Annotated in this window: 23 protein-coding genes; 12 read left to right on the top strand and 11 right to left on the bottom strand. The window is 65.6% G+C overall.

Going from position 1 to position 24058, the window contains the following annotated elements:
- The first annotated feature begins 422 nt into the window (after positions 1 to 422).
- Positions 423 to 1487, top strand: coding sequence for an aldo/keto reductase (locus H3V53_RS21210; protein WP_336599628.1), 1065 nt, complete (start codon positions 423 to 425; stop codon positions 1485 to 1487).
- A gap of 117 nt (positions 1488 to 1604) precedes the next feature.
- Here H3V53_RS21210 and H3V53_RS21205 read toward each other — a convergent pair whose 3' ends face one another.
- From H3V53_RS21205 to H3V53_RS21185, 5 genes are all read right to left on the bottom strand, one after another.
- Positions 1605 to 2951 (bottom strand): cation:proton antiporter, encoded by a 1347-nt coding sequence (locus tag H3V53_RS21205; RefSeq protein ID WP_336599627.1) that lies wholly within the window; start codon positions 2949 to 2951, stop codon positions 1605 to 1607.
- A 30-nt stretch (positions 2952 to 2981) separates the two neighbouring features.
- Positions 2982 to 3431, bottom strand: coding sequence for a DUF3175 domain-containing protein (locus H3V53_RS21200; protein ID WP_336599626.1), 450 nt, complete (start codon positions 3429 to 3431; stop codon positions 2982 to 2984).
- 99 nt (positions 3432 to 3530) lie between these two features.
- Positions 3531 to 4028, bottom strand: coding sequence for a PRC-barrel domain-containing protein (locus H3V53_RS21195; protein ID WP_054925517.1), 498 nt, complete (start codon positions 4026 to 4028; stop codon positions 3531 to 3533).
- 154 nt (positions 4029 to 4182) lie between these two features.
- Positions 4183 to 4320 (bottom strand): hypothetical protein, encoded by a 138-nt coding sequence (locus H3V53_RS21190; protein ID WP_336599625.1) that lies wholly within the window; start codon positions 4318 to 4320, stop codon positions 4183 to 4185.
- A 115-nt stretch (positions 4321 to 4435) separates the two neighbouring features.
- Positions 4436 to 5110, bottom strand: a complete 675-nt coding sequence (locus H3V53_RS21185) for an HAD family hydrolase (protein ID WP_336599624.1) — start codon at positions 5108 to 5110, stop codon at positions 4436 to 4438.
- A 355-nt stretch (positions 5111 to 5465) separates the two neighbouring features.
- Between H3V53_RS21185 and H3V53_RS21180 the strand changes: the two genes are divergently transcribed.
- Together H3V53_RS21180 and H3V53_RS21175 are read left to right on the top strand one after the other, a co-directional pair.
- Positions 5466 to 5738 carry a hypothetical protein gene (locus H3V53_RS21180; protein ID WP_336599623.1) on the top strand — a complete coding sequence of 91 codons (273 nt, stop codon included), beginning with the start codon at positions 5466 to 5468 and terminating at the stop codon, positions 5736 to 5738.
- A 291-nt stretch (positions 5739 to 6029) separates the two neighbouring features.
- On the top strand, positions 6030 to 6323 hold the full coding sequence (locus H3V53_RS21175; RefSeq protein WP_054925525.1) for a hypothetical protein: 294 nt from the start codon (positions 6030 to 6032) through the stop codon (positions 6321 to 6323).
- Positions 6324 to 6335: 12 nt separating this feature from the next.
- Here the strand turns inward: H3V53_RS21175 and H3V53_RS21170 are convergent, their stop codons facing one another.
- Entirely contained in the window at positions 6336 to 7547 is a 1212-nt protein-coding gene (locus tag H3V53_RS21170) for a DNA topoisomerase IB (protein WP_336599622.1), read from the bottom strand.
- 220 nt (positions 7548 to 7767) lie between these two features.
- Here H3V53_RS21170 and H3V53_RS21165 point away from each other — a divergent pair, with 220 nt between their 5' ends.
- Genes H3V53_RS21165 through H3V53_RS21155 form a run of 3 tightly spaced genes read left to right on the top strand, consistent with a single transcriptional unit; the run spans position 7768 to position 9218 of the window.
- The gene (locus H3V53_RS21165) at positions 7768 to 8319 is read left to right on the top strand and encodes a type 1 glutamine amidotransferase domain-containing protein (protein WP_336599621.1); all 552 of its coding nucleotides are present in this window, start codon (positions 7768 to 7770) and stop codon (positions 8317 to 8319) included.
- 21 nt (positions 8320 to 8340) lie between these two features.
- Positions 8341 to 8868: a DUF4142 domain-containing protein gene (locus H3V53_RS21160; RefSeq protein ID WP_336599620.1), complete on the top strand. Its 528-nt coding sequence runs from the start codon at positions 8341 to 8343 to the stop codon at positions 8866 to 8868.
- 8 nt (positions 8869 to 8876) lie between these two features.
- A complete protein-coding gene (locus tag H3V53_RS21155; protein ID WP_054925544.1) occupies positions 8877 to 9218 on the top strand; it encodes a DUF1488 family protein in 342 nt (113 codons plus the stop codon).
- A 94-nt stretch (positions 9219 to 9312) separates the two neighbouring features.
- On the opposite strand, the gene H3V53_RS21150 is transcribed toward H3V53_RS21155, so the two are convergent.
- The gene (locus H3V53_RS21150; RefSeq protein WP_336599619.1) at positions 9313 to 9684 is read right to left on the bottom strand and encodes a hypothetical protein; all 372 of its coding nucleotides are present in this window, start codon (positions 9682 to 9684) and stop codon (positions 9313 to 9315) included.
- Between the two features lie 206 nt (positions 9685 to 9890).
- Between H3V53_RS21150 and H3V53_RS21145 the strand changes: the two genes are divergently transcribed.
- A complete protein-coding gene (locus tag H3V53_RS21145) occupies positions 9891 to 10343 on the top strand; it encodes a PA2169 family four-helix-bundle protein (RefSeq protein WP_336599618.1) in 453 nt (150 codons plus the stop codon).
- Between the two features lie 123 nt (positions 10344 to 10466).
- On the opposite strand, the gene H3V53_RS21140 is transcribed toward H3V53_RS21145, so the two are convergent.
- Entirely contained in the window at positions 10467 to 10805 is a 339-nt protein-coding gene (locus H3V53_RS21140; protein ID WP_054925532.1) for a BON domain-containing protein, read from the bottom strand.
- Between the two features lie 483 nt (positions 10806 to 11288).
- Here H3V53_RS21140 and H3V53_RS21135 point away from each other — a divergent pair, with 483 nt between their 5' ends.
- Positions 11289 to 12761: an RNA polymerase factor sigma-54 gene (locus H3V53_RS21135; protein WP_336599617.1), complete on the top strand. Its 1473-nt coding sequence runs from the start codon at positions 11289 to 11291 to the stop codon at positions 12759 to 12761.
- Between the two features lie 108 nt (positions 12762 to 12869).
- Here H3V53_RS21135 and H3V53_RS21130 read toward each other — a convergent pair whose 3' ends face one another.
- Together H3V53_RS21130 and H3V53_RS21125 are read right to left on the bottom strand one after the other, a co-directional pair.
- A complete protein-coding gene (locus tag H3V53_RS21130) occupies positions 12870 to 14033 on the bottom strand; it encodes a TIGR03118 family protein (RefSeq protein ID WP_336599616.1) in 1164 nt (387 codons plus the stop codon).
- 210 nt (positions 14034 to 14243) lie between these two features.
- Entirely contained in the window at positions 14244 to 15395 is a 1152-nt protein-coding gene (locus H3V53_RS21125; protein WP_336599615.1) for an FUSC family protein, read from the bottom strand.
- A gap of 320 nt (positions 15396 to 15715) precedes the next feature.
- Between H3V53_RS21125 and H3V53_RS21120 the strand changes: the two genes are divergently transcribed.
- The 4 genes from H3V53_RS21120 (at position 15716) to H3V53_RS21105 (ending at position 22048) form a co-directional block, all read left to right on the top strand.
- A complete protein-coding gene (locus tag H3V53_RS21120) occupies positions 15716 to 17308 on the top strand; it encodes an MFS transporter (RefSeq protein ID WP_054925539.1) in 1593 nt (530 codons plus the stop codon).
- An 84-nt stretch (positions 17309 to 17392) separates the two neighbouring features.
- Entirely contained in the window at positions 17393 to 19132 is a 1740-nt protein-coding gene (locus H3V53_RS21115; RefSeq protein WP_336599614.1) for a VRR-NUC domain-containing protein, read from the top strand.
- The gene (locus tag H3V53_RS21110) at positions 19129 to 21393 is read left to right on the top strand and encodes an ATP-dependent DNA helicase (protein ID WP_336599613.1); all 2265 of its coding nucleotides are present in this window, start codon (positions 19129 to 19131) and stop codon (positions 21391 to 21393) included. The genes H3V53_RS21115 and H3V53_RS21110 overlap by 4 nt, the downstream gene beginning before the upstream one ends.
- 166 nt (positions 21394 to 21559) lie before the next feature.
- A complete protein-coding gene (locus tag H3V53_RS21105) occupies positions 21560 to 22048 on the top strand; it encodes an SRPBCC family protein (protein WP_336599666.1) in 489 nt (162 codons plus the stop codon).
- A gap of 72 nt (positions 22049 to 22120) precedes the next feature.
- Here the strand turns inward: H3V53_RS21105 and H3V53_RS21100 are convergent.
- On the bottom strand, positions 22121 to 24058 hold a 1938-nt coding region (locus H3V53_RS21100; protein ID WP_419539529.1), incomplete at its 5' end, for a mechanosensitive ion channel domain-containing protein.

Raw genomic sequence — 24058 nt, 5'->3', positions numbered from 1 at the left:
CAGTGCTTGTCGCAGTGATGCCCGGGAGCCCGGCGCGTTGCCGTTGAACGTTAGACCTGTGCAGTCTCGCAGGTTTCGCGCGGCAGCGCTGGCGTCTGCGTTGCGTTCGACGTCGCATTCGACATTGCGCGCCGCCAGGCCGTCCATAACGCAACTACCGGTCTGACATAGCCAGCCACCACAGCAGCGGCCAGCCGCCATCGAATGTCGGCAGCGCGAGGGTCCATTTTTGACCGCGATATCCGGCCCGGCAACGACGCGGGGCGGCGGGCTGTCCCGTTTGCTGGACAACGCAGCGTGCCTTGCTGCGCGGCCGCTTCGACAGCGTTTTGCGGCGATGGCAAGGCGTCAGCAGCATCGCGATGCTGCGAGTATCCTCATCGGCTGAAAACCGATTCATCACCCACGTGGAGTCTCGAACCATGCGATATAACCAGCTTGGGCGTACTGGCGTTTTTGTTTCGGAACTGTGCCTCGGCACGATGACGTTCGGCGGCACGGGCGGCATCTGGCAGCACATCGGCGATCTGCAGCAGAACGACGCCGAACGTCTGATCGGCCGGGCGATCGACGCGGGCATCAACTTTATCGACACGGCCGACGTCTATTCGGCGGGTCTCTCCGAGCAGATCACCGGCCAGGCGCTGAAGAACCTGAAGGTGCCGCGCGACAGCGTCGTCGTCGCGACGAAGGTGTTCGGGCAGACGGGCGATTTCGCGAACGCGCGCGGCGCGTCGCGCTACCACATCATGGACGGGATCAAGGCGAGCCTGCAGCGCTTGCAGCTCGATCACGTGGACCTGTATCAGATCCACGGCTTCGATCCCGTCACTCCCATCGAAGAAACGCTGCGCGCGCTCGACACGCTCGTGCAGCACGGCCACGTGCGCTATCTCGGCGTGTCGAACTGGGCGGCCTGGCAGATCGCGAAAGCGCTCGGTATTTCGGAGCGTCTGGGCCTCGCGCGCTTCGACACGCTGCAGGCGTACTACACGATCGCGGGCCGCGACCTCGAACGTGAACTGGTGCCGATGCTGCGAAGCGAAGGACTCGGGCTGATGGTATGGAGCCCGCTCGCAGGCGGCCTGTTGAGCGGCAAATACGGGCGCGATTCGCAGGGCGAAGCGGGCAGCCGTCGCACGACGTTTGACTTTCCGCCCGTGAACCGCGACCGCGCGTTCGATTGCGTCGATGCGATGCGTGTCATTGCCGACACGAAGGGCGTGTCCGTCGCGCAGATTGCACTTGCGTGGCTGCTGCATCAGCGCTCCGTGATGAGCGTGATCGTCGGCGCGAAGCGGGTCGAGCAGCTCGACGACAACATCGCCGCGACCACGGTCGAACTGAATGCGCAAGAGCTCGCGACGCTCGACGAAGTGAGCCGTCTGCCATCCGAGTACCCGGGATGGATGCTGGAGCGCCAGGGCGATCCGCGCCGGCAGCAGATCGCGCAGGCGCGGTTTGCGGGCGAGAAGCTCAACGGTTGATGGCGAGGCGCGGCGCAGCGGCCTGCGCCGCGTCGGGTGATTCGCGCATCGCACATGACATACCTGCGCCGGTGCATGCAAGCCGGTGCGAAAGCGAATGAAGCGCTGTAGGGGCGTTCAGTGCCGACCAGGCGGTTCCGCACGGCGAACGCGGCGATACCAGTTCATCAACGGCGTAGCCGTCACGCCGTGCACGACCACTGACGAGGTGACGACGGCAAGCGTCAACGGGATGAGCGCGAGTATGTCCTGCGCGTCACGGCCTTGCGTGGCTTGCAGCGCTAACGCAAGGTAGTAGAAAGATCCGATGCCGCGAATGCCGAACCAGCTCATCAGTCTGCGCTGCGCATGCGACGCGCTCGACCCGATCAGCGATGCTTCGACGGCCAAAGGCCGCACCATGAAGAACAGTGCCGCGATCAGGATGGCACTGTGCCACGTAAACAGCGATGCGCCCGACGTGGAGAGCACATTGCCGACGATCACCATCACCACCACTTCGGCAATGCGCTCGAGTTCGATCGTGAAGCCGAGTACGGATTCCGCCATGTAGGCATGCGCCTTTTGCGGATCGGAGGCCGTCGCGACGACGTCTTCGGAATCGACTGTGCCGATCGCTTCGCGCGGCGAGCGCTCGCCGCTCGCGCGATGCTCGACGCGCCGCATCGCGACGCCCGCCGCGAACACAGCGACGAAACCGTTGCAATACGCAAGCTGTGCCACGCCATAGGCGAGCGCGATCAAGCCTAGCGCGAAAAAGCCTTCCAGCCCGAGGGCCTGCGCGTGGCGCGTGCGCAGCCACGCCACCGACCATGTCGTGATCCATCCGAGTCCGCCGCCGAGCACGAGGCCGCCCGCGACGCCCGCGGCGCCTTCGAACGCGAGGCGCCACCCGCTTACGGCATGCGCGCCGGCCGCGCCCGACGCGCACCACGCGAGACCGAGCATCGCAAACGGGAGCGCAATGCCGTCGTTCAGTCCGCCTTCGCCCGATAGCGAGAAGCGCAGCAGATCCACGTCGTCGGAATCCTGCACCTGCACGTCGTGCGCGAGCACGGGGTCGGTCGGCGCGAGAATCGCGGCGAGCAGCAGCGACGGTCCCCACCCAAGGCCCAGCAGCAGCACACCGACGAGCGTGAGCAGCGGTATCGTCAGCAGCATCGCGACGAAACCGAGCCGCAGCGGCAGCCACCACATCGGCGCGACGAGCGGCAAGCGCAGGCGCAGCCCGATCGCGAACAGCGAAACGAGCAGCGCGACTTCCGTGATGGCGCGCAGAATACCCGCGTCGCGCACGAGGTCGAGTTGCAGCAGCGCAAGACCCGACGGGCCGAGCGCATAGCCGATTGCGAGGTAGAGCATCGCCGCCGACAACGGCAGGCGTTTGAATGACGTCGCGGCGATGCCCATGAAAATCAGCACGCCGCCGACGATCAGATACCACCAGACAGTTTCTTCATGCATCGGGACATGTATGCGTTCGCATGGCGCGCATCATGGTTCGCGGCCGAACGCTTCGCGCAGCTTGCGCTTGGCTTGCTGGAGCGTGCTTTTGCGTGTTTTTGGCAGGTTGCGGCCCGCGCGGTTGATATAGAAGTTGAGCATCGACATCGCCGACTGGAACGGCGTGCCCTTGCGCCGCTTGCTGCGCGTCGACGAGCGTTTCAACGACTGCGCGATTTCGTCGGCGGTGCCCGTCTTGAAGATGTCTTTCTCGATGTCCATCGCGTCACTGGTTTCCATCACGTGATGCGACCAGTACTTCGCGTTCGCGTTGGACCCCGATGCTGCCGATCGTTGACGATGCGCAGCCGCCGCATGCGTGTGACGCTGACGCGCCGGACGGCCGCTCTTCGCGCGCGTGGACGCGTGCGCCGTGGTCTTTCTCGGTTGCGATGTTCCGCTGCGTTTTTGCGGGCGGCCCTGCTTGCTGCGGGTAGCCATATTGGTCCCCATGACGGCAGCCGCCCGCTGTGCCGGCCGCTGTGCCGGCATCAGGTAGCGAGCGGACAAAAAAGGATAGCGTCGTGCGCGTGCAGCGCGCTACAGCTTGACGCCGCCTGCTTCGGGCGCGTCGGACGAGCCTGCGGGAACGTCGCCGACGCCGAACGCGTCACGGGCTCCGCTGCCCCAATAGGGCTCGCGTCCGTAGTATTGATGAATCGATGTGGCCCACGTCGCATCGGCCATCGACGGCCAGTGGTCCTTGTCGAAGCCGGGCGCATTCTCCACGCTTTCGGCGGGCATATCGAGCACGAAGCACTCGCGGTCGACATCGAGCGTGAGCGCGCTCCACGGGATCGCGAGCAGCTTGTCGCCGATGCCGAGCAGTCCGCCGCTCGACAACACCGCATATGCGATGCGGCCTGAACGCACGTCCAGCATGATGTCCTTGATCTTGCCGACGTCGTGCCCGTCGGCGCTGATGACCTTGTTGCCGTCAAGCGTATCGGCGGCCATCACTTCCGGGCCCGGGCCCGCGTGCGTGCCACCGCTTGCGCCGACGATGTCCGCGCCGCCTGTCTGCTTTTGCAACGTCATGGTGGTTCTCCCTTTTTGTCTTGCTGTTTGCGAGTATTACCCGAGTGCTGCTAGTACCGTCGCGCGCGGCCTTCACCGCGCGTGTCGCCGTACGCTATATCTGTCGCGGCGAACGCCAGTCGAGCAACTGCCGTTCCCTGTCCGCCGCGCGTCCTCAGCCGTCCTCGCCCACTTCGGCGGGGTCGGGCAAATCGGGCAATTCCTTTGTGGTGTCGGGCGGTTCGGGTTCGCCGCGCGGCGCGTCGTCCGGGCGGGGCGTGGAAGTGTTGCCGGTGTTGTCGCTGCTAGTCATCGTATGGCTCCTGTACTGGCCGTGATGGGTCATGACAGAAGCGCTGCACGTGGCGTGCCACGCGGCACGCCAGCCGAACTGATGCAGTGCAAACAGGCGGCGAGCGTGCGCGAACTCAGGGGCGCGCAGCGATTTCGTCGAGATGTTCGAGCAGATCGTGAGGATCTTCATAGACGCGCAGCGCGCCCGCGCGTTCGAGTTCTTCCTGGCCGTAGCCGCCCGACAGCAGGCCCACCCCCAGCGCGCGGCAGCGGCGCGCCGCCAGCATGTCCCAGATGCTGTCGCCGACCACGACGGCGTGCTCGATGGGTACCTTCAACCGGTGCGCCGCCGCGACGAACAGATCGGGGTCGGGCTTCGCGTACTTGACGTCGTCGCGGGTGACGACGACGGTTTGCGACGGATCGACGCCGAGCGCTTCGAGATTCACGGCGGCTGTCTCCATCCGGCCGCTGGTCGCGATTGCCCAAGGCGTGCCGCTTTCCGTCAGCGCGGCCAGCAAGGCTTGCGCGCCGGGCAGCGGCCGCACTTTTGCGTGCAGCCGCTTGTAGGCGCGGGCATGCGCGTGACGCAATCGCTCGACGCGTTCTACGCTCATGTCGCCGCCCGTTTCGCGCAGCAGCTGGTGCGTGAACAGTCCGCCGCTCATGCCGATCTTGCGATGGATGCGCCATACGGAAAGCTCGATGCCTTCTTCGTCCAGTGCCTCCTTCCAGGCGAGCACGTGCTGATACACGCTATCGACGAGCGTGCCATCGAGGTCGAACAGAAATGAGGTCGAAATGCGCATGAAGTGTTCTCCTTCGTTTGAATGGCAATCAGTTGAATACCAATGCGTTGCACTGCAGACAAAAGGTCGTGTCGTCGCGTCGCGCAACTGCGTCGTGCTGCGCCATGGCTTCATATTGCGCCATTTATCGCGCGAAAGATTTACGTCCCGGTTGTAACTAACCGCCACGGCGCGAGCGTCGCGCATGAGCTCATGCAACGCGACGTGCGCTTGCAAGCGCCGCTGCGCTGCCGCATTCCCATTCCCGGCGACGCCCGCGCGTATGGCGCGGGGCATAGCGCTTGCTGAAACGAGAGCGACAGTGACAGGATTTTTGCGGTCGTCAGCCGCTCTCTTTTCGATCAAGGAGAAACACATGAACAATCGTAAGGCATGGATCGGCGTAGCGTTGCTCGCGTTGTCGGGTGGAGTGTTTGCACAAGGCGGCGGCGCGGGTAGCGGCGGTGGGGGATCGGCGGGCGGCGGCGGCAATGGTGCCGGCATGAGTTCGTCGGATCAGACGGGCGCCGCATCGGGCACGCATGCAGCAACGAAGATGCAGCACAAGAAAACGACGCACAGGAAGCCCGCTACCGATACCACCAACATGCCGGGTGCTGACGCCAGCAGTGACACGAAGGGGCAGTGAAAGGAGCAATGGAGCAGGTGACAGCTCGAGGGCACTCGCCTGCTGAACGACAGGGTCAGGCGCCGCGCTGCTTCATCAAGGACTTGAAGCCGCGCGGCGCCACTGCGGCACGTGGCGATCCGCCATGCAGACGGCGATGATGCAGTTGCGTCTGTGTTGCGATCCAGCGTTGCACGGCATCCCAACCGGTCGGGCCGCGACGGGGCAGGCTGCAACAGGTCGTTGCGGCCGGTTCTGGCCGGTTGTGATGACGGGCGGCAACGGACATGGCGCTGCATGTGGAGGCGAATGATGCGATCGAAGATACATTTTCAAAGCAACATCTGCGGCGGCGATTTCCAGCATGTGAAGGATTGCTTCAACGCGTGGAAGCAGCAGCCGCTCGTATACCGGATCAATCAGTACATGTTCGAGGGCAAGGGCGAAGTGCGTCCGCTCGCCGATGACCGCGTGTTCGACAACGCCGAAATCGCGCAACGCACGCTTCTGAACACGTGCGGACCGAACGATTCGTACGCACTGGCTGCGCAAATCCGCAACGACGAGCGCGACATGTGGCTCGTCATGGCCGCCTACGAAGAATGATGAGGCACTGCATTACGCCGGATCGGCAACGCGTTTGCGCGCATTCTGTTGCTTGCGCAACGCACTCGATTTCCTGAGCAGTTTCGCGAGCCGCTCGCTTTCGACATCCGTCGAGGCGGGCGGCTTGCTTTTGGTGCGACCATTGCCCGCTTTGCGCCGTTCGAGCCGCGCGCGCTTTTCCGCTTGCGCAAGAAGCGCCGCGAACGCCGCTTCGTCGACCTTCATGTGGCGTTTTGCTGCGGGCGGCAGCAAGCGCTGCAATTCGCCCGCTTCGAACGCGGCGATCACTTCCGGATGGATGTAGCAACGCCTGCACACGGCGGGCGTATTGCGCAATAGCGCGGCCACATCCTTGACAGTCGTGACCACATGACGGCGCGCGTCGGCGGCGCTCTCGCAGACCAGTTGACGCAGCGCGGCGAGCGCGTACACGCTGCCCGCCCAAGTCCGATAGTCCTTCGCGGAGAATTCCGCGTTGCTCACGTCGCGAAGGTATTCGTTGATGTCGGCAGAACCGATCGTATGGCGCGTGCCGTCTTCGTCGAGGTACTGGAACAGATCGTGACCGGGCAATTCCGCGCACATCCGCACGATGCGCTTCACGCGCGGATTGTCGACGGTCACGTCGTGCTCGATGCCGCTCTTGCCCGCAAACCGGAACCGCACTTCACCAGCGCGTATCCGAACGTGCTTCTTGCGCAGCGTCGTGAGTCCATACGACTGATTCTCGCGCGCATATTCGACGCTGCCGATCCGGATCAGCGTCGTATCGAGCAGGTGAACAACAGCGGCGATCACTTTTTCGCGCGGCATGCCATCGCGCGCGAGGTCGCGTGCCACGCGCGCGCGGATCTTCGGCAACGCGCGGCCGAACGCGGCCATGCGCGCGAACTTGTCGGCGTCGCGCGTTTCGCGCCATTGCGGGTGATAGCGATACTGCTTGCGGCCGCGCGCGTCCCGCCCCGTTGCCTGAATGTGGCCGCGCGGGTCGGGGCATATCCACACATCGGTATAAGCGGGGGGAATCGCCAGCGCCTGAATGCGCGCGATCTGCGCTTCGTCATCGATGCGCTTGCCTGCGCAATCGAAATAGACGAATGCGTCCTTCAGCTTCCGGCGCGTGAAGCCGGGACGCGTGTCGTCCGCGTGCCGCAGGCCGGCAGGCATCGCGACGGACAAGCCATCTGCGATCGCGTCGATCGCGTTGCGGGTCATCGCTTTCATTCGCTTTGGTCCGGTCCGGTTGTGGTAAGCGTTCAACGGCGTTCGCCGCCTTGTGCGCAAGCGCAATGCAATAGCGATGCCCGACCACGCATATGTTGAAGACGAAATCGCACATGCATCGCGGTCGCCGCGGTTGGGCACCGAATTTGCTCGCCTCATCCCATCAGGAAACGCAAAGAGTGATTCCGCGAAAAGCCATCTAGCAAAGGAGGGCAGTCTCATGGCCAGCGCATTGACAGGATGCAAAGTCGCCGTACTCGCAGTGGACGGATTTGAACAGGCGGAGCTGATCGAGCCGCACCGTGCGCTCACGGAAGCGGGCGCGACGGTGCACGTAATTTCTTCCAAGGCGGGAAAGATCCAGGGCTTCAGGCACGTAGACAAAGGCGACAGCGTCGACGTCGACACCACGTTCGATCAGGCCGCGCCGAACGACTATGACGCGGTGGTATTGCCGGGCGGCGTCGTGAACGGCGACGCGATCCGCTTGCTGCCGCAGGCGCAGGCCTTCGTGAAGGCCGCCGATCAGGCGAACAAGCCGATCGCGGTGATCTGTCATGGCACCTGGCTGCCCGTTTCGGCGGGGATCATCAAGGGCCGCACGGTCACGAGCTGGCCTAGCCTGCAGGACGATATTCGCAATGCGGGCGGCACATGGGTCGATAAGGAAGTCGTCGAAGACGGCAACTTCATCACGAGCCGCAAGCCCGACGATCTGCCCGCTTTCAACAGGACGCTGATCGCGCAACTGTCGAAGAAGAAGGCGGCCTGATCGGCAGCATCGGAGAGACGCATGACCATTCGCCCATTCCGCCCGTTGGTTCGAGGCTTCGTTCTGCCTGCGTTGCTGGTGGTCGGCATCGCGGCGAACGCGGATACGACGCTCTCGCCAGGCGACACGCAATTCGTCGAGGACGCGTCGCGGGCAGGCGCGACGGAAATCGCGGCGAGCAAGCTCGCGCTTGCGAACGCGTCAGATCCGCAGGTCAAGAAGTTCGCGCAGCAGATGATCGCGGATCACACGAAGATCGCGCGCAGTCTCGATGTCGCCGCTTCGCACAAGGGCCTGGGCAAGCCGCCGGGCGCGGACTCGGCGCTGGTCGGCAAGCTGCAGGGCCTGAAGGGCGATGACTTCGACAAGTTGTACATCGACGAGGTCGCGGTGGTCGGCCACCAGAGAGCGGCCGAACTGTTCCAGAAGGAAAGCGAAAGCGGCAAGGACCCGCAATTGAAGAGCGCGGCGGCGCACGCGCTGCCGACTATCCGTCACCATCTTGCGATGGCGCAACAGCTTGCCAATGCGCACAAGGGTTCGTCATGAACGGGATCATGAAGGTGTTCATGCCGCGCGCGGCGTACGAGGACTCTCTCATGCACATCACATTCACCGATGATGCCCCCGTGTTCGATGGGTCGAGCCTGACCGTGCGCTTCAACGCGCGCGTGGACGGCGAGCCTGTCGGATGCGCGATCACGGCGGAAGCGCTCGAAGATCACTTCGGCGCGGACTCGCCACTAGAAGATGTATTGATCCGCGCGTACGAACGCGGGCGCGCCCGCATCCGCTCGGTATGCGCAGAAGCACTCGATCAGAACGGCGGCGAGAGCGTGATCCTGCATAGCGGCCTATTCCGCGTCGAAGGCATGGATCAGGACCGCAGAGCGCATTGACCTCAAGAACGTCGCTCAACGCCGCGGGCTGACGCACGAAAAAATACGGCGGCCCAGAGCGTGCGGCCGCCGTGCGCCAAACGGAATACGGTCGTTATACCCAGAGCTCGACGCTGCGCGGGGCATTCGCGCGATCGATCGAGCGGTCGTCGCCGTCCACGGACCGACGCTCGGCGTGCGTCGCGCAGGCCGCACGCAGCATGTCGCTCTGTGTGTCATCGCATGATTGCAGGCGCGCGGCGTGATTCGAGCGGGCCTGCGCTGCGGTGTCTTTTTGCCCTGGCTGCAGGGTATGGACGCGTATCGGCGCGACGACAGCCGCCGTGACGATCGCGACAGACAGCAGGCATTGCGCCCTTCGGATCTTCATGGTGTTCTCCCTTGTCGAAACCGGCCCCGTTCTATGCGGCCGCGCTGTCGTCGCGACGGTCCGTGACAGGGTCCGGCCTTTAATGGCCAGCAACATCTGTGCCGTGCTGGACGCGCGTCGCTTGATCGAAGCGCGGCGTGCAATCCGATGCGCACGCGCACGCCACCCGCTGCAGTCGGCTGGAAACAATTACGCGTTGCCGCGCCATAGGGACGAAAGACACGGCTACGGTCGCGCGCGGCGGCCGGGCATGACGAGTGCAAAGGTCGGTTACCACATGCATCCGTCAAGGGAGCGAACATATGACGACGAACTTCATTGCCGTGCTGAACGATCTGATCGAAACATCCAAAGACGGCGAACGCGGCTTCATGAAAGCGGCGGACGAGGTGAGCCACGCGGGCGTGCGACAGGCGTTGATCGAAAGCGCGGGCAACTGCACGCAGGGCGCGCGCGAACTGCAGGATCTCGTTCTGAAGCTGGGCGGCAAACCGGAAAGTGGCGGCAGCGTCGCTGGGGCGTTGCATCGAGGCTGGATGGACGTGAAGTCGGCCGTTGGCAAGCGGACGGATTATGCGGTACTCGCCGATTGCGAAAAGGGCGAGGACGCGGCCAGGCGGCACTTTTACGAAGCACTCGAAAAAGACTTGCCCGCCGACGTGCGTGCCGTGGTCGAACGTCTCTACCAGGGCGTGTTGCAGAATCACGACCGCATCCGGGCATTGCGGGAGCAGTACGCCGCAATGAAGACGTGATCGGTGGCGACAGACGCGCGCCCGCCAGGGCGAGTGTCTCTAAGAGCAAAAAAGAAGGCCGCCTGTCGAGGCGGCCTTCGTCGCTACAGCGGGCGATATCGAAACAGCGAAGCAACCCGCCGCTTAATCAGCCGCGATCTTCAAATGGTTCTTCACGCCCTTTACGCCGGACACGTTCTGCACGACGTCCTGCGCGGCTGTCTTGTCGTCGGCGGAAGGCACCGAGCCCGTGAGCCACACGATGCCCTTGCGCGTCTTGACGTGAATGTGCGTGGACTTCACGTTCTTCGCGCCGAGCAACTCGGCTTTGACCTTGGTCGTCACCGTGCTGTCGTCAATGTGCTGGCCGACGCTCTCGGACGTCGCGGGCGGCGCGGAGGCCGTCGTCTGAGCCGTTGCGTTCAGAGCGAATGCAACACATGCGATGCTGCCTGCGGCCTTGAGGAACTGGATAGTTTTCATGATTTCTCCTTCCCGGTTGATGAGATCAGGTTGCGGTCCTGTTGTCCGTGCGATCGATCGCGGCCCGTCGCCGCCGATGACCCGACCAAAGACCACTGCCGCCGCGGTTCCGTCTGGTCCGTCGCCGACACAGGACGCGGTGCGGGCGTGCACATGCGGGCTTCCGACGCGCGTCCTTATGAGCCCGACAGCAAGCGTCATGCCCGTTGTCCGCCGCGCTGCCGACAAATGCCGATGCGCGCCGACGGATGAGACGGACGCAGACGGACGCAGCCGCGCGCGTCGTTCCGCCCGCACGCGCAAACGATGCGCCGTGATTCGGTTCGTATTTCAGAGGCTTTGTAAATTCGCGGCGCGAGTTGGGCATACGGCATGCATCCGCAAATCGGAAATGCGAATCAAAACAGTCAGTTGCGACAACTGGTACGACAGTTGCGTACGTCATGCAAAAGCCCTGTTGAACCGTTCACTGGAAGAGTCTGTATGCCGCCTACAATCGAACTTCGCGCGAAGCAAACGTTCGCGCTCACACCGCGTCTGCAGCAGTCCGTGCGCCTGCTTCAACTGTCGTCGCTGGAGTTTCAGCAAGAACTGCGCAACGCACTCGACACCAATCCCTTCCTTGAATACGATCCGTCCGTCCCGGAAGATCTCGCGGGCACCAAACCGTCCGAAACGGCGGGCGCCGACGGCGAGACATTGCCTGCCGCCGAGCGCGATACGGCGCTCGAAGGAGCGGCGTCCGAGCCCGCCACGGAGAGCACGTCGTCGTCGGACGACGGCGGCGATTACGCGGGCGATGCATACGGCCGCGGTCCGTCGCGCTACAACGGCGATTCGGAAGCCACCGATCCCACCGAATGGGCGCGCGTGCAGCCCACGCTTCATGAGCAGCTGCACGATGCGCTGCGTCTCTACCGGCTCGACGATCGCGACCGCGAAGTCGCGCGCCTCGTGATCGAGGCACTGGACGACGACGGCTATCTTCGCCAGGATCTCGCCGATCTCACGGATGTCGTCGAGTTCGAACCGGCATTGACGGAAGACGAACTGCTGGTCGCATTGCGCCTCGTGCAGACGCTCGACCGGCCCGGACTCGCGGCGCGCTCGCTATCGGAGTGTCTCGTGCTGCAACTCGACGCGCTGCCCGCCGAGACGCCGGGACGCGACGTCGCGAAGCAGGTCGTCGCGCATCATCTCGATCGCCTCGCGCGGCGCGAGCATGCCGAATTGCAGAAGCAGATCGGTTGCGACGCGGAAGAACTGCGCGTAGCCTGCGCGCTCGTGCGCAAGCTCGATCCGAAGCCGGGCAACTCGTACGGCCGCGCCGACGATAACTACATCGTGCCCGACGTGATCGTGCGCAACGTGCGCAACAAGTGGGTCGTCACGGTGAACCCGGCCGTGCTGCCGCGCGCGCGCATTCACCGCATGTACGCGGAGCTGTTTGCGCAGTCGGCGGGCGCGAGCCGTTCACCCCTCGCGCAGCAGTTGCAGGAAGCGCGCTGGCTGATCCGCAACGCGCAGCAGCGCTTCGAAACGATCCAGCGCGTGGCCGAATGCATCGTCGCGCATCAGAAGCCGTTCTTCCAGTACGGCGAGATCGCGCTGAAGCCGCTCGTGCTGCGCGACGTAGCCGAGGAACTGGGCCTGCATGAATCGACGATCTCGCGCGCGACGGGTAACAAGTACATGGCGACGCCGCGCGGCATCTTCGAGTTCAAGCATTTCTTCCCGCGCGAGCTGGGCACCGAAAGCGGTGGAACCTGTTCGGCAGCCGCGGTGCGTGCGCTGCTCAAGGAGATGATCGCGGCGGAAAATACGCGTGATCCGCTATCGGACGTCGCGCTCGCGAAGATGCTCGCGGACCAGGGCGTGCTGGTCGCGCGTCGCACGGTCGCGAAGTATCGGCATCTGATGAAGGTGCCGCCCGCTGAATTGCGCCGGCAGGTTTGACGTTTCGGCTTGACGTTTCGGTTTGACGCTTCCAGTCGCTTGAAATTGAACGGCCGCCCTGTGCAAGAGCGGCCGTTCTGTTCTCCTCGCGAACGATGTATCGGCGCACTACATGCCGATGCTCGAGCCGCTATTTGTCCCCGTGCTCGATCCTGAGGTCGGGTTGGTTCCCGCACTCGATGCGGGATTCAGATCGATTCTTCCGTAGAGCCCATCCGCTTCGTCATTCGGTCCTGCCGCGAAGAACAGCGTGGTCGACGGCTGATTGCTCAAGTTGTTGCCGAACGCCAGGCCCCACAGCCCATGCTCGACGATGGCACTGCCGTGCGACATCAGCGGGCCCATCGACTTGCCGCTCGAAGCATCGAACGCGTTGATCGTGCCGTCGCCGAAATTGCCTATCAGGATCGCGCCGCTGAACGTGCCGAAGGCGCCCGGCGCCTGCGCGATGCCCCACGGTGCATTGAGCGGGCCGCCCGTCGCGAAGTGCTGCTTGAGATTGCCCGCCGTGTCGTAGACGTCGACCATGCCGAGTCCTGCGCCCGCGACATCGTCGTGCCTGTCCTCGTCCTGCTTCGCATACGTGACGAACAGGTTCGAGCCGATCAGCTGGATGCCGAACGGCGCGAAGCCGGCGGGAATGGCGGGATCGGTGAAGCCGCCGGGCATCGCGACTTTCTTGAAGCTGCCGTCGAACACGTCGATCTTGTTGTTGTGGAAGTCCGTCGCGTAGAGAAAGTTGTTGCCGTTGCTGGCCGCGAGCGCCAGCCCTTTGTAGACCGCGCCGCCTGCACCGTCGTCGTACATGGTGAACGCGTTGGTCGGACCGACGGCGGGCGCCCACGCGGTGATCGTGCCGCCTTCGCCCGCGAAGATGAACGCGGCGATACCCGTCTTGCCGTTCTGCGTGACGGAGAAGCTTTGCGTGCCGTTGAACACGATGCCCGTTGGCGAGGCGGTGCCGTTCGTGCCGTCCGGAATCGTGACGACCAGCGATTGCGGCACGCCGTTGCCGTCGTAGAGTGTGGCGACATTGGTCGCGTTGTCGGCGACCCAGACGAAGCCTTTGGGATTGAACGCGACGCCCCATGCGTTCTTCAGGTTCGGATCGGTATGAGGCGCGGCGATCGCGCCATCGGAGACGAGCGTCGTTGCGGTAAACGTCGACGGCGCAGGCGTGTTGTTCGAATTCGAATCGCCGCCGCACGACACGAGCGTTGCCAACACGGCACCGCAGGCTGCGATGCCACACACCTCGAATAAAGACTTCATGACCGCACTCCTTGCCAAGTCGAAAGGATGTGACGGTCATTGAACGAGCAGCGCTCGCGCTTTATTCCTTTTTTTCAGGCTGTTTTCGATCGAAGCTCGACGTGAATCGCGTGCAACGGATGAAGCGATGAAAATATTCCGTTGTTCTGATTAACATTTCGTGTGCTTCGATATTTGCAACAGCGACGCAACAGCGAGGCAACAGCGGCGTCATTCGTCGCGCAATCTGAGCGGAAAGATGAACATCGCCGCGAGCAGACCGAGCACGCCGCCAATCAACGTTTCCCATGCGCGCGCCGCGAGAAACGGGATCGAGTGCACGCCGCTCACGGCGAGCGTGACGATCAGCGTGAACGCGAATGCGCCGCATGCAATGTCGTAGCGCTCGGGCAGGGCCATCGCGTAGACGATCATCGCGAGCGCGGCGGCCATCCAGATGACGAGGGGCGCATGTTCGGCGATAGGCAGGCACGCCAGCCCGAGCGGCACGCCCACGAGCGTGCCGATGATCCGCCGCCGCACGCGTTGCACGGTGCCCGTCGCGGAGCCGGCGACGACATACGTGCATGCCGTGATCGCCCACGCGGACTCATCGATGGTGAGCCACGCATTCAACGCGACGACGACGAGCGCGCCGCTCGCGGCCTGCAATCCCATCACGAACTCGGGCGACGGCCGCCCCGCCACGGCCGCGGGCCCCGTCGACAGCGCCGCGACGATGGCGGGCCGCTCGGCGGGGCCGCTCAGCAGCCGCGGCACGATCGCGGCAAGCATCGCGATCAGTCCGGCGATCGCGATGGCGGGCAGATCCGCCGTCACGAGGCCGCCGCCATATGCCATCAATTGTCCGATGTAGATCTGCGAGCCGAGCCCCGCGCCCAGCACGCCGAATCGCTTCAGATATCCGACGAGAAACGCGCCCGTGACGAGCACGAGTTCGGGGCCGGCGTGGCCGAGGGCGAGCAACGGCTGCATCAGGCACACATACGTCGCCGCGCCGAACGCGGCCGCGGCGCACAGCAGCGCGAGATCGCGGCTCGATTCGGGGCGCGTGGTGCGGGCCTCCGACACGCTCGCCCACAACGCGAACCCGGCGGCGAACAGGCCGACCGACGCATTGCGCGGCAGTCCGTGCGCGACGTCCTGCAAGGTGCCGAGCGCCGCGCCGAGACCGTACGCCGTCACGAGCCGCAGCCCTTTGATGCGGCGGTGCGTGCCGGGATCGACGCGCGCGAGCCACGCGCCGATCGCGGCGAGTGGGCGCTTCGCGATATCGCCGCGACGCACGGGATCGGCGGGCGGGCGAGGGGCGGCGGAATCAGCGGAATGGGGCGAATCGGCAGGATCGACGGACGGTTCCATAGGACGCGCGAGGTTCGAGGTGGCGACGGGCGACGAGAGGCGGTCGCGATGTCGAGGACAAGCGGACAGAATACGTCTCGCGCCCGCGCTGGGTTCATATGAAATGGCAGTGCAAGTATAGGCATGATCGGGCCGCATCACGCGCCGCGCGGCACCGTCGACAAACCATCGGAAACGGCGTCGACGCTGCGCGCAGTCAAAACCACGCGTACGGTAGCGGCGTGCCGCGCGCCTTGCTATTTTCGAAGGCGCGTATCACTCTCGTAGACTGACATGGCCGGTCGCGCGTCTGCAGCCGGCACGGACCTCCCGCGGAGCCCATGATGTCCGCCATCGCCTTTCATGATCCCGGCCGCCAGCTTCTGCCGTTTCGCGAGTCGCTGCTCGCCATGCTCGGCGTCGCCTTCGTCACGATGCTCGTCGCGCTTGACCAGACGATCGTCGGCACCGCGCTGCCGCGCATCGTCGCTGACCTGAAGGGCTTCGACTTCTACGCGTGGGTCGCGACGTCGTACATGCTGGCCTCCGTGATCACCATTCCAATCTTCGGCCGGCTCGGCGACCTGTACGGCCGCAAGCCGTTCCTGCTCGCGGCGATCCTGCTGTTCACACTTGCGTCCGTGCTGTGCGGGCTCGCGAATAGCATGCTGTTCCTGATCGCCGCGCGCGGTTTGCAGGGCATCGGCGGCGGCATCCTGATCGGCACCGTGTTCGCCACGGTCGCCGACCTGTTTCCCGATCCGAGGCTGCGGCTGCGCTGGCTCGTGTTCGTCACGTCGTCGTTCGGTATCGCGAACGTCGTCGGGCCGACGCTCGGCGGCATGCTCACGCAGATGCAGGGCTGGCGGCTCGTGTTCTTTGTCAACGTGCCCGTCGGCATCGTGTCGCTGATCTTTGTTCAGATGTTTGTGCCGAAGCTGCGCCATCTGAAGGCGAGCGGTCCGATCCAGCTCGACTGGCTGGGTGCGTTCGTCGTCGCGGTGACGTTCGGCGCGCTGCAGCTGCTGATCGAACTGCTGCCGCGCGAGGGCCTGAACCGCACGACGGCGCTGCTGTTCGCGATCACGACGCTGTGCGGACTGACGCTCTACTTCTGGGAAAAGCGCATGGGCTATCCCGTCGTGCCCGTCGACGTGCTGCTGGACCGCAAGCTCGCGCCGCTGTTCGCGATGTCGGTGCTCGGCGGCTTTGCGCTTTTTTCGATGGTGTTCTACGTGCCGCTGCTGTTTCAGGGCGGCTACGCGATGTCGCCGCACGACTCCGGCATGCTCATCACGCCGCTGCTGCTCGGCACGACGGTCGGCAGCGTCGTGAACAACCGCATCGTCACGCGGATACGGCGCGCGAACGGGCTGATGTTCATCGGCTTCGCGCTGTTCGTGATCGGCTGCACCGTGCTGGTCGTGCTCAAGGGTCACGAGCCTCACGCCGTCTGGATGGCCTGCATGGGCGTAAGCGGCCTGGGCCTCGGCCTCGTCGCGACGAACCTGACGATCTGCTCGCAGCAGATCGTCGCGCGCGATCACCTGGGCGCGGTGACGGCACTGCTGCAATCGCTGCGGATTTTCGGCGGCATGCTGGGCACCGCGATCACGGGCGCGCTGCTTGGGCATCTGTACACGCAGGGCGTGAACCGATCGCTCGATTCGTATCAGGCGACGCAGTGGCTCAAGTCGTTTGCGAGTCCCGATCTGCTGGTCGATCGCGGCGAACAGTCGGCCCTGATCGAGCATCTGGTGGCAGCCGGCCATTCCAGCGACCCGATGATGCACATGGCGCGCGAGGCACTCATCGCGTCGATTCACATCGGTCTTGCCGTCGCGGCACTGGCTGCGCTGATCGGGTTGTGCCTCGCGTGGTTCGTGCCCGCCGTGCAGGTTACGTATCTGGAAAACGAGGCGCGCAGCGCATGATTTCGCACGGTTTTCCGGCTGCGCGCCGCGCGGGGTTTGCTATGATGGCTGTATAAATATACAGCCCATGCGCCCCCGACCGCCGTGCCGACCGACGCTCCCGATCCTTTTTATTACCTGCTGAATTTCGAGCGCGCGCTCGCGTGGATCACCGGGCGCTACGACGACTGGCTCGACGCCAGCGAGCGCGCCTTCATCGGCGCCTTCCTGAACGACGACACGCGCCTGCCCAAAGCGTCGCGCGCGCTGCTCGTGCGCATGCTGATGCGCAAGGGCACGCTGTTCCGCACCGGGCGGCTCGCGTATGCGGAGATCGGCTGTCCCGTCGAGGCAGCGGCACCGCTCGCGGCGTCGGGCTGGGTCGATGCCGATGCCGCCTTGTCGCTCGACGAACTGTTCGCGCTCGCCACGCGCCCCGAACTACAGCGCATGTTCTCCGCATCGCCCGCGCCGAAGGGCGCGCGCAAGGGCGAATGGCTGGAAGCGCTGCGCGTCGCCGAAGCGGGGTGCACGGCGCCGAAACGCTATCGCGAGTGGGACGCGGCGGCAGACGAAACCGCGCTGCGCGTGCTGGTCGCGCCGCTGTGCGAGCGCTTGCGCCTGATGTTTTTCGGCAATCTGCATCAGGACTGGTCGGAGTTCGTGCTGGCCGACCTCGGCGTCTATCAGTACGAGCGCGTGGCGTTTGCGCGTTCGTCGCGGGCATTCCAGCAGCGCGGCGACGTCGATTGCTATCTGGCGCTGCACGCATGCCGCGAGGCGCTCGAACTGATGGACGGCGAACCGGCGGACGGCGAGGGGCTCGCGCCGCTGCTCGAAGCCGTCGATGTCATCGATACCCAACACAACGCGTGGCTCGCGTTGCGCCGCGCGAAGCTGCAGTTTGCGATCGGTCATCATGCCGAGCGTCGGCACGATTGGGACACGGCGTTGCGTGTGTACGAGGGCTGCGCGTGGCCGGGCGCGCGGCATCGGCGCATGCGCGTGCTCGAACGCGCGGGCCGCGATAGCGAGGCGCTCGCGCTGGCGCTGCAAGCGGCCGCCGCACCCGAGAGCGAAGAGGAATCGCAGCGCATCGCGCGCATCGTGCCGCGCCTGCAACGCCGCCTCGGTCTTGCCGGAGCGAGGCGCGCGAGCGCGCGCGAGGCGCAGCGCGCGGTGCTGGAACTCGCCCGACCGCTCGTGCCCGTCGCCGTCGAATATGCGGTGCGCGATCATCTGTCGACGCCCGATGCGCCCGTCCATTACGTCGAAAACGCGCTGATCAACTCGCTGTTCGGCTTGTTGTGCTGGGAGCCCGTGTTCGCGGCCGTTCCGGGCGCGTTCTTTCACCCGTTCCAGCGCGGCCCCGCCGATCTGCACGCACCCGACTTTCGCGCGCGCCGCGCCGCGCAGTTCGACGCCTGCTTTGCGCAGCTCGACAGCGGCGCCTATCGCGCGACGATCCTGCGCCATTTCGAAACGAAAGCGGGACTGCAATCGCCGTTCGTGTTCTGGGGCGCGCTCACCCCGGCGTTGCTGACGCTCGCGCTCGAATGCCTGCCCGCCGCACACCTGAAGCTCTGGTTCGCGCGGCTCCTCGCCGACATCCGCGCGAACCGCTCGGGCTTGCCGGACCTGATCCGCTTCTGGCCGGGCGAGCGCCGCTACGAACTAATCGAGGTGAAAGGGCCGGGCGACCGGCTGCAGGACAACCAGATCCGCTGGCTCGCGTACTGCGTGCAGCATGACATGCCGGTGCGCGTGCTCGACGTCCGTTGGAGCGACGGCGCGGATCGCGATGCCGCCGCACTGGCCAGCGCGGCGGGCGCGGAGGCGGCATGACGTACGTCGTCGCCGTGCGCGCGCTGTGCGAATTCACCGCGCGGCGCGGCGATCTCGACCTGCGCTTCACGCCCGCGCCGTCGGCGCTCGAAGGCATCGCCGGACATCAGGCCGTGACGGCGCGGCGCGCGAGCGGCTACGAAGCCGAGATCACGTTGACGGGCACGCACGGCGGACTGACCGTGCGCGGCCGCGCCGACGGCTACGACCCGGCGCGTAACCGGCTCGAAGAGATCAAGACCCATCGCGGCGACCTCGAACGGATGCCGGCGAATCATCGCGTGTTGCATTGGGCGCAGGCGCTCGTGTATGGGCATCTGCTGTGCGAGGCGCGCGCGTTTGCGGAACTGACGGTCGCGCTCGTCTACTTCGATATCGGCGAACAGAAAGAAACCGTGCTGACGCAGCAGCATACGGCTGCGTCGCTGCGCGCGTTCTTCGAGGCGCAGTGCGAGCGGTTCGTCGCATGGGCCGCGCGCGAAGAGGCGCATCGCGACGCGCGCAACGCCGCGCTGAACGCGCTGCCGTTTCCGCATGGCGAGTTTCGCAGCGGGCAGCGCGAGCTGTCGGTGGCGGCGTTTCGCGCGGCACGCGACGGACGCTGCCTGATGGCGCAGGCGCCGACGGGCATCGGCAAGACGCTCGGCACGATTTTCCCGTTGCTCAAGGCGTGCGGCGCGGATCATCTGGATCGCGTGTTCTTCCTGACGGCAAAAACGCCGGGCCGCGCGCTCGCGCTCGAAGCTGTCGACACCCTGCACGGCGGCACCGGCGCGTTGCCGCTGCGCACGCTCGAACTCGTTGCGCGCGACAAGGCCTGCGAACATCCCGACAAGAGCTGCGACGGCGAATCGTGTCCGCTCGCGCGCGGCTTCTACGACCGTCTGCCCGACGCGCGCGACACGGCGCTGCAGGCGCGCACGCTCGATCGCGCGGCCCTGCGCGAAGCGGCGCTCGCGCACGGCATCTGTCCGTACTACCTGGCGCAGGAAATGGCGCGCTGGTGCGACGTCGTGATCGGCGACTACAACTACTACTACGACAGCAGCGCCATGCTGTACGCCCTCACGCAGATGAACGGCTGGCGCGTCGCGGTGCTTGCGGATGAGGCGCACAACCTGCCCGAACGCGCGCGCCGCATGTACAGCGCGACGGTCGATCAACTGGCGTTTCGCGGCGCGCGCCACGCCGCGCCCGTCGCGCTGAAAAAGCCGTTCGACCGCGTCAATCGCGAATGGAATGCGCTCAGCCGCGAGCGCAACAACACGTACGAGGTGCTCGCCGACGTGCCGCCGAAGCTGCACGCGGCGGTGCAGAACCTGATCGCAGCGATTGGCGATCAACTGGCGGAGGCGCCGCAAGGCGTCGACGAAAGCGTGCAGCGTTTCTATTTCGACGCGCTGCATTTCACGTCGCTCGTCGAGCAGTTCGGCGCTCACTCCATCTTCGACGTGACGCTCGAATCGCGCGAAGGCGGCTCGCGCGCCAAGCCGGCCACGACACTCTGCGTGCGCAACGTGGTGCCCGCGTCGTTCCTCAAGCCGCGCCACGCCGCCGCGCGCGCGACCATCGTGTTCTCCGGCACGCTCAGCCCGCAGCACTTCTATCGCGACATGCTCGGTTTGCCGGGCGACACGGCCTGGCTCGACGTCGACGGTCCGTTCCGCGCGGAGCAGCTGGACGTGCGCGTCGCGCGTCGGGTGTCGACGCGCTGGCGCGACCGGGAGCGTTCGCTCGCGCCCATCGCCGATCTCATCGCGCACCAGTACGGCGAGCGGCCCGGCAACTATCTGGGCTTTCTGAGCAGCTTCGATTATCTGCAGCGCATCGTCGATGCGATGCGCGAGCGGCATCCGCAGGTGCCCATCTGGATGCAGGCGCCGCGCATGGACGAAGCTGCGCGCGACGCGTTCCTCGCGCGCTTCACGACGGGCGGTGCGGGCGTCGGCTTCGCCGTGCTGGGCGGTGCGTTTTCGGAGGGCGTGGATCTCGTCGGCGACCGGCTGATCGGCGCATTCATCGCGACGCTCGGCTTGCCGCAGATGAACGACGTCAACGAGCAGATGCGCCGCACATTCGACGCACAATTCGGCAATGGATACGACTACGCGTATCTGTTTCCGGGGCTGCAGAAGGTCGTGCAGGCGGCCGGGCGCGTGATACGGACGGAGCGCGACGTGGGCGTCGTGCATCTGATCGACGACCGGTATGCACGCGCCGATGTCAGGCGCTTGCTGCCGCGCTGGTGGAAGCTGGCTTAGCGGCGGCGCGTCGCTGGACGGCGCGGCACGTGCCTGGGCTGGCATGAAGCAAGGCTGCGTGGCGGGATGCAGCGGCCATTCGAAAGCAACGAAGATGTCCGACCTTGAAACGCGGCTGCGCCAGCAAGGCGTGCCGGCTTGCGCTGCCTCGAACGGGAGACGAACCATGCGCTCGAGCGAATACCGCTTCACGACGACATGGCGCGTCGATGCCCCGTTGCAGTCCGTATGGGACGCGATTCATGATCCGGCGCGCTGGCCGCAATGGTGGACGTGCGTCGAACGCGTGACGGAGGTGGAGAAGGGCGCGAGCGACGGCGTCGGCGCGTTGCATCGGTATACGTGGAAGGGGCGCCTGCCGTACCGCGTCGCGTTCGACATGCGCGTGACCCGCGTCGAGCCGCTCTCGGCGCTGGAGGGCGAGGCATGCGGCGACGTCGAGGGCACAGGGCGCTGGCAGTTCTCGACGCGAGACGCGGTGACGGTGGTGCGCTACGAATGGCGCGTGCGCACGAAGCGCGGCTGGATGAACCTGCTTGCGCCGCTCGCGCGGCCGTTCTTCAAATGGAATCACGATTACGTGATGCAGCAGGGCGGCGAAGCGCTGGCGCGCGTGCTCAATGCGAGGCTGGTCGGCATCGAGCATTCGTCGTGACGCATGTGTCGTGACGCATTGGTCACAAGCCTGCGCGACGGACCGTAGCGCTCCGCGCAGGCCGCGCCACGTTCAGTGCCGCGCCACTTTCGGTGCGGGCTTGTCCGCTCGCGAGCGCTCCGGGGTGTTCTCGGGCCGTGGCGGTCCCTGGGTGTCTTCGTCGCTGGAAGCGGAAGCGGGGTCCGTATGCTCGCCCGGCGCGGCGCCGCTCGGAATCAGCACGCTGCGCTGCGGATTGGCGATCTCGATGTGCTTCGCGCGGAACGCGTCGAAGATGCGCCGGTTGAACTCGCGCTGCACCGGCCAGCGCGCCGTGTCGCGGCACTGCACCTGGCCGGCGAGCGTGACGGACGCGCCGTCGACGGCATCGACGCCCCAGAAGCTGAAGTCCGACAGAATGCCGTCCTTGAACTGCTCGTCCTCGCGCAGCGCGGCGCCGATTTCCTTCAGCGTGTCGATCGCGAGATCCACGTCCTCGCCATACGCGATGCTCACGCGCACCGCCGCATTGCCGAGCCCGCGGTTGGTGTTGTTCACGGTCGACACGGAACTGAACGGCACCGTGTACAGGGAGCCGTCGCCGCCGCGCAGCCGCACCGTGCGGATCGACAGATATTCGACGGTGCCCGACACACCCGCGAGCGTCACCCAGTCGCCGACCTGCATCGCGTTTTCCATCAGCAGGAAAATGCCCGTGATGAAATCCTGCACGAGCTTTTGCGAGCCAAAGCCGAGCGCGACGCCGAAAATACTCGCGCTCGCGAGCAGCGGCGCCGTGTTCACGCCAAGTTCGCTCAAGCCCGTCATCACGACAACCAGCGCAATCACGACGAAGAGCGCCGTGCGCAGCATCGGCACCAGCGTGCGCAGCCGCGCGGCACGCATCAGATCGCCGCTTTTCGTCCAGTTCTGAAGGCGCTTTTCGACCGCGACGTTTGCGAGCTCCCAGACGATCAGCGCGATCACGGCCGCCACGCCGATTGTCACGAGCGCGGACGTCAGCCGGTGGCCGATCGCGCCCGGACGGAAGAACTGCCAGACGTCGAGGCCCCACACCTGCAGCAGCACCAGCGCGGTGACGGCCGTCACGAGCGCCTGCACGACGCGCCGGATCAACGGGTAGTAGCGATACGCGTGCTGATGGAGCAACGAGCGCTGCTCGCCTTCGTCGACGTGAAAAAGCCGCCCCAGCGCGCCGAACAGCACGATCGACACCACGCGCGCCGCCACCAGCACGGCGAGCGACACGCCGCCCAGATGCAGCAGCGTGCGGTAGCCGTTGTGCACGTCGAGCGCCCACACGAACCACAGCGCCATCACGATGAACACGGCGACCCAGGCCCACATGTCGATCAGGCCGTGCGCGAGCAGCGTGACGGGGCGCTGCGTTTGCGCCGTGCGCTCGCGCAGCAGCGCGGAAATCGGCTCGCGGCACTGCAGGATCATGATCGACAGCATGACGTGCGCGACGAGCGCGAGCAGTTTGACGAGGGGCAGATGCGCGGCGTCGCTCAGACCGAGCGCGGTGGCGGTCTCGATCAGTGCGCCGCCGCCGCCGACCACGCTGACGATGCGGATCACCCAGCGCTGCATGAACAACGCCCAGTTGTCGGGCAGGCGCAACAGGCGCAGTCCGGGCGCGTCGGGCTGAAGGAAGAAACCCGCCGCGATCACGATGGCGCGGCAGATCACGTACAGGTCGATGAGGCCGTTGAGGGCGGCGTCCTGCGCGGTGCCGTCGTCGGTGAACATCGGCATCAGCGCGCTCGCCGCGCCGACGAACACGACGAGGGGCAGCATGCGCAACAGCAGCTGCAGCGCCGCCATCGGCAGACGCTGCAGCGTGGTCCAGTGATGCTCCGCCTGGCGCTGGCTGCGCGCGACTTTTTGCTGGTCGTCCGGCTTGGCGGCGTCGGACGCGGACGCCTGCGCCGCACCCGTTGACCTGGGCGGCGTCGACATCGATTGCGCGGGGGGGCGCCGGCACCGCGGCTGCGGCCTCGCCGGTCG

It is taken from the genome of Paraburkholderia bengalensis, from assembly GCF_037126505.1.
GTDB classification, from domain to species: Bacteria; Pseudomonadota; Gammaproteobacteria; order Burkholderiales; family Burkholderiaceae; genus Paraburkholderia; species Paraburkholderia bengalensis.
The sequence above is the reverse complement of the archived record's forward strand: the minus strand, read 5'-3'. Positions and strand labels throughout refer to the sequence as shown.